General features: G+C 68.0%; 5 protein-coding genes and 1 pseudogene. All 6 read right to left on the reverse strand.

What is annotated here, in order from left to right; translation table 11 throughout:
- A partial coding sequence (locus I73_RS06370; protein WP_022979848.1) for a PQQ-binding-like beta-propeller repeat protein occupies positions 1–899 on the reverse strand: 899 nt, incomplete at its 3' end.
- A complete protein-coding gene (locus tag I73_RS06375) occupies positions 896–1,558 on the reverse strand; it encodes a tetratricopeptide repeat protein (RefSeq protein ID WP_022979849.1) in 663 nt (220 codons plus the stop codon). The genes I73_RS06375 and I73_RS06370, both read right to left, overlap by 4 nt.
- A gap of 69 nt (positions 1,559–1,627) precedes the next feature.
- A pseudogene (hisS, locus tag I73_RS26370) lies at positions 1,628–2,928 on the reverse strand (histidine--tRNA ligase).
- A gap of 123 nt (positions 2,929–3,051) precedes the next feature.
- Positions 3,052–4,356, reverse strand: coding sequence for a flavodoxin-dependent (E)-4-hydroxy-3-methylbut-2-enyl-diphosphate synthase (ispG, locus tag I73_RS06385; protein ID WP_022979850.1), 1,305 nt, complete (start codon positions 4,354–4,356; stop codon positions 3,052–3,054).
- A 10-nt stretch (positions 4,357–4,366) separates the two neighbouring features.
- On the reverse strand, positions 4,367–5,320 hold the full coding sequence (locus I73_RS06390; RefSeq protein WP_022979851.1) for a helix-turn-helix domain-containing protein: 954 nt from the start codon (positions 5,318–5,320) through the stop codon (positions 4,367–4,369).
- A partial coding sequence (gene pilW / locus I73_RS06395) for a type IV pilus biogenesis/stability protein PilW (protein WP_026096388.1) occupies positions 5,313–5,989 on the reverse strand: 677 nt, incomplete at its 5' end. The genes pilW and I73_RS06390, both read right to left, overlap by 8 nt.

The following is a 5,989-nucleotide window of genomic DNA, read 5'->3' on the forward strand; positions in this document are numbered from 1 at the left end:
CAGAGGCTGACGCCATCGCTGCGGCGACGGGCCGTGACACGGTCAGCGGCATCGGTGGCGTACACCGCATCGCCATCCGCGGCCACCCCGACGCTGCCCGTCGTGTTCACGTTCCACAGCGTGCTGCCATGCTCGGCGTCCACGCAACCCACCGCGGTCTGGTAGGCCCGAGTGCAGAACAGGCTGCCCACGCGACCGACGGGACCGACCAGGTCGGACAGGCGTTCGATCTCGTTGGTGCCGCGGGGCATGGCCACCGTGGCCTCCCAACGCACCGTGCCCTTCAAGGGATCCAGCGCCGCCAGCCGGTTGCCCTGCCCCACCAGCAGGTTGTCCTTGTAGGCGCTCAGAACCGAAGCCTGCCCCAGGGTCAGGGCGTCTCCGGGACGGCGCATGACCCAAAGCAGACGACCGGTCGCCGCATCGAAGGCCTGGACGGAACGGTCCACCCCCACGACGAACACGCGCTCGCCGGCCACCAGAGGAGCGGTCACCACCTGGATGCCCAGCTTGGCACGCCAGCGCTCGGCCCCGTCTTCCAGGGTCACCAGCTCGTTGCCACGGGTCACCACCGCGGCCCAGCGGCCGTCACTGCCCACCCCGGCGCTCAGGTCATCGCCGACCCGGGCGCGCCACAACTCATGCCCGGAAGCCGCTTCCAGGGCCAGCACATGGCCCCCTTCGTCGGCCACATAGAACTTGCCCTTGACCGAGGCAATCGACAGCGGAAAGCGGATCTTGTCCGACAGGCTCGCATGCCAGACCTGCTTGCCGGCGATCTGCGGTTTGATGTCCTGCAGCGGCGCCGGCGGCAGCCGATCCTTCGATGCACAGCCCCCCAGCAGCGCCAGTGCGATGGCCCCCAGGGCGGCACCGTGAATCCAGCGGAGCGCCTTCATTGGGCCGCTCCCGAGGCCGCCGGCTGCGCCCCCACGGCGGTGAGCTTGGCTTCCACCACCCGGCGGTAGTCCAGCTTGTCGCTCAGCGCATCCCAGCCCTTTTTCCAGGCGGTCACGGCATCGGCCTGCTTGCCCTGGGCCATCAGCACATCGCCGCGTCGGTCTTCAGCCAGCCCGGCGAACTCGGACGACTTGACCGCATCCAGTTGCTTGAGCGCACCGTCGTAGTCTTTCTTGTCCAGCAGCAGCCCCGCCAGGCGCAGGTGCGCCAGACTGCGGTAGTCCTCATCGGACGCATCGTCGGCCACCCAGGTCAGGCTGGCGATCGCCGCATCAGCCTGGCCCTTGTCGGCCTGCACCTTGGCGGCCAGCAGGCCGGCCTGTTGGGCATAGGTGGTGCGACCGAAGCGATCCTTCAGGTCCTTGAAAACCTGAGCCGCCTTGCCCGCATCCCCGGCCTGCACGGCCTGATCCATCTCGTCGAACATGGCGCTGGCCTTCACCGCCTGTTCACGCTGCCACCAGTTCCAGCCATTCCAGCCAGCAAAAGCCACCAGCACCAGCGTCACGGTCCAGGTGATCAGATTGCCGTACTGGCCCCAGAACGCCTTGACCGCGTCAATCTGTTCCTGTTCCTGAAGATCGAGATTCGTTGCCATGAAAACAGAGGCCCGCAGGACGCGGGCAAGAGGTGAAGTTGCGCCCCACCCACCGGGCGGGGCTCCCGATTATGCTTCGGCGACCGAGGCCCGCAGTCCGGGGCCCCAACTGGCCAGGTCGGCCAGGGGCCGCTGCACCTGTGCCGCGGCGGCATCGCGCAGCGGCTTGACGGTCACCATGCCCTGCGCCAGCTCATCGGCTCCGAAGATCAGCGCATGTCGCGCACCACTGGCGTCGGCCTTCTTGAACTGGGACTTGAAGCTGCCCTGCCCGTCCTTGCCGCCGGCGTGCATCTGCACCGTGACGCCCTGCGCCCGCAGCGACTCCAAGTTCGCGATGACTTGGGGCAATGCGGCGGGCGTCCGGCACCACGGCGTAAACATCCGGAACCACGGTCGGAACGGTGGGGCCACTGTCCTCCAGCAGCGCCAGCACGCGCTCGATGCCCATGCCCCAGCCGACGGCCGGCGCAAGGCTTGCCGCCGATTTGCTCGATCAGGCCATCGTAGCGACCACCGGCGCAGACGTGGCCCTGCGAGCCCAGGCGGTCCGTCACCCACTCGAACACGGTGAGGTTGTAGTAATCCATGCCGCGCACCAGGCGCGGGTTGACGGTGAAGGGCTGCCCCACGGCCGTCAGGGCGGCCTTCACCCCCTCCAGGTGGGCCAGCGAGGCCTCGCCCAGGTGATCGATCAGCTTGGGTGCGGCCTCCACCAGGGCCTGCATGGCCGGGTTCTTGGTGTCCAGGATGCGCAGCGGGTTGCTGTGCAGGCGGCGCCGCGCATCCTCGTCCAGCTGGTCGGCATGGGCCTCGAAGTAGGCGATCAAGGCCGCACGGTGCGCCAGACGCTCGGCCGGCTGGCCCAGGCTGTTGATCTCCAGCCGCACATCGCTCAGGCCCAGCTCGCGCCAAAGTGCACGGGCCATCAGGATGACCTCGACGTCCAGGTCCGGCCCGGGGAAGCCCAGCGCCTCCACCCCGACCTGGTGGAACTGCCGGTAGCGGCCCTTCTGGGGACGCTCGTGGCGGAACATCGCGCCGATGTAGAACAGGCGCTTGGGGCCTTCGTACAGCAAGGAGTGCTCGTTGACCGCCCGCACCACGCCGGCCGTGCCTTCGGGGCGCAGGGTCAGCAGGTCGCCATTGAGCTTGTCCTCGAAGGAATACATCTCCTTCTCGACGATGTCGGTCACCTCGCCCAGGCCGCGCACGAACAGCGGCGTGGGTTCCACCAGCGGGGTGCGCACGTTCTGGTAGGCGTAACGCTGCATCACGCGGCGCACGGTTGCTTCGAACCATTCCCAGCGCGCCGATTCCGGCGGCAGGATGTCGTTCATGCCTTTGACGGCTTTGAGTTGTTCGCTCATGTCAGATCATGAAGAGAGGCAGATGCCGCGCCTGGCGGCATCTGCCGAGAGACCAATGAAGTCGTGGCTGAGAGCCCTGTCGCCGCGGCACGCGGCGACACTGGAAGAAGGGGGAGCCTGGCGTCAATGCGCGTCGGTCGCACTGCCGTAGCGGCGCTCGATGTACTGCTCCACGATGGCCTGGAACTCGGTGGCGATGCCTTCGCCACGCAGCGTCATCGCCTTCTCGCCATCGATGAACACCGGCGCGGCCGGTGCCTCGCCGGTGCCCGGCAAGCTGATGCCGATGTCGGCATGCTTGCTCTCGCCAGGGCCGTTCACGATGCAGCCCATCACGGCGACCTTCATCTGCTCGACGCCGGGGTAGCGCGCGCGCCAGACCGGCATCTGCGCCCGCAGGAAGTCGTCGATCTGCTTGGCGAGTTCCTGGAACACCGTGCTGGTGGTGCGACCGCAACCCGGGCAGGCCGTGACACTGGGGTTGAAGCTGCGCAGCCCCAGGGCCTGCAGGATCTCCATGGCCACCACCACCTCCTGGGTACGCTCCTCGCCGGGCTGCGGGGTCAGCGAGACGCGGATGGTGTCGCCGATGCCCTCCTGCAGCAGCACCGACAGCGCCGCCGCGGACGCCACGGTGCCCTTGGTGCCCATGCCGGCCTCGGTCAGGCCGAGGTGCAGGGCATAGTCGCAGCGCTGCGACAGCGCGCGGTACACGGCGATGAGATCCTGAACCCCGCTGACCTTGCAGCTGATGATGATCTGATTGGGGTCCAGGCCGACATCCCGGGCCTGGGCCGCGGACTGCAGCGCCGACTGCACCAGGGCCTCGTACATCACCTGACGCGCCTCCCAGGGGCGCGTGCGGCGGCCATTGGCGTCCATCAGGGCCGCCATGACCTCCTGATCCAGGCTGCCCCAGTTGACGCCGATGCGCACGGCCTTGTCGTAGCGGCAGGCAGCTTCCACCATCTGCGCAAACTGGCGGTCACCCTTGTCGCCCTTGCCCACATTGCCCGGGTTGATGCGGTACTTGGACAGCGCCTCGGCGCAGGCCGGGTGCTCGGTCAGCAGACGGTGGCCGTTGTAGTGGAAGTCACCCACCAGCGGCACATCCACCCCCATCCGGTCGAGCTGGTCGCGGATCTCCGGCACGGCGGCAGCGGCCTCCGGCGTGTTGACCGTCAAGCGCACCAGCTCGGAACCGGCTCGGGCCAGTTCCTTCACCTGAATGGCGGTTCCGATGACATCCACCGTGTCGGTGTTGGTCATCGACTGCACCCGCACGGGCGCGTCACCGCCGATGGTCACCACCCGGTCACCCCAGACCACGCGGGCCTGACGCGATCGCCGCGCAGCCGGAGCGGCCAGCGCAATCGGCTGTTCCGCGTCGGAGGTCTGCGAGTCAAGGGGACGGGATTGTTCTGTCATGTCAAAGAAATCACTTGAGTTCGAGCCGGGCCACGTTGTCTCGGGCCAGCGGCTTCAAGTCCACCGGGTGGCCCTGGAACACCACCTCGGTGCCCGCCACGTTGCCCACCTTGACCCGCAGGGGCAAGGCCCCCTCCAGATTGACCATTTCCCCCTGGTGGAGAATGCGTCCGATCAAGGACTGGCCGGAAGCATCCAGCACCTCGACCCAGCTCGGGGCGACCGCGCGGAACTGCACCATGCCCCGCCCGCCGGTGGGCACCACGGCCGGTGCCGAGGCTGCCGTGGACGGAACGCCGGAGGCCCCCAACGGCGCACCCGCCACCGCGGCTTCACGGACCTCGGAAGCACTCAGCGCAGGTGCGGAGGCAGCAACCGAGGCCGCCACCGGCGCGGCGCTGGGCTCGACGGTAGAAGCTGCGGCACTGGCCGGCGGTGGCGCCACGGCCGAAGCCACCGCCGATGCCGACGCCGGCAGCACCGCCTCGACCTGGGCGGCCAACGGCCCCCATTGGAGGAAGTTGCGAGGCAGCAGGAGCATGGCCAAGGCGGCCAGCACCAGCACCAGCACCAGGATCAGCAGCCCCCAGCGAGGGGAGCCACTGTCGGAGAGCTCGCGCGCCGGCGCGCTGCCCTTGAAGTTTCCCTTGAAGCTGGCATTGATGCCGGGGCCGATCGCGCCCAGCGGCATGACCTCCACCTTGGGCAAGCGCACCAGCACCGGATTGGGATCGATCTTGAGGGCACGGCAGGCGGCCTGGGCGAGCGCTCGCACGAAGGTCGCCCCCTGCAGTTCATCGTAGCGGTCGGCTTCCAGCGCCTCCAGCTTGGCCGCCGGCACCTTCAGCACAGCCGCCAGGGACGCCACGTGCATGCCCTGTGCCTCGCGGGCCGCGCGCAGAAGCTGCCCGGCGCTGCGGCCATTCGAAGCGCCTTCTTGCGGCCCTTCGTTGGATTCAGTCATCGAATCGACCCTTTTCGAACAGCAGGGTTTCGGATGCGTCCGGGAACCGGTTGCGCAACTGGTTGCCCAGCAGCTGCACCTGATCATCCCGCCCCAACTTTTTCTCGATGCGCATCGCCAGCCACAAGGTCTGGGACGTCACCAACTCGTCCACGCCATTCACCCGGCGGATGTAGAAGCGCGCGCGCTCGTACTGCTGCTCGCGGTAGAGCACCTCGGTCAGGTTGACGGCCACGGCAGGATTGGCGGGATCCAGCTCGTAGGCACGCCGCAAGGCCTGCTCCGCATCCCCCCAATGCTGGTTGCGGGCCAGGCACACGCCGCGCGCCAGTTGGGTGCGCACGATGTCCCGGTAGGACGGCTGGGCCAGCAACTTGGCGAACTCGGCATCCGCGTCGTCAAAACGACGCTTCTGGCACAGGAACCAGGCGTAGTTGTGCGCCGCATCAAAATCGCGCGGATTGATCTGCATGGCGCGCTGGAAGCTGCTCTCGGCCAGGTCGTTCTGGTCCATGCTGGCGTAGATCAGCCCACGCAGGTTGTAGGCCGCGCTGGAATCGGGCTTGGCGGCCAGCACCTTCTTGACGTCGTCCAGCGCAGCCTCGTTGTTGCCACGCCCGAAATAGGCCGCCGCCAGCTCCATGTGGAGTTGGCCGTGCGTCGGCCTGT

It is taken from the genome of Ideonella sp. B508-1 (assembly GCF_000333615.1).
GTDB lineage: Bacteria > Pseudomonadota > Gammaproteobacteria > Burkholderiales > Burkholderiaceae_C > Ideonella.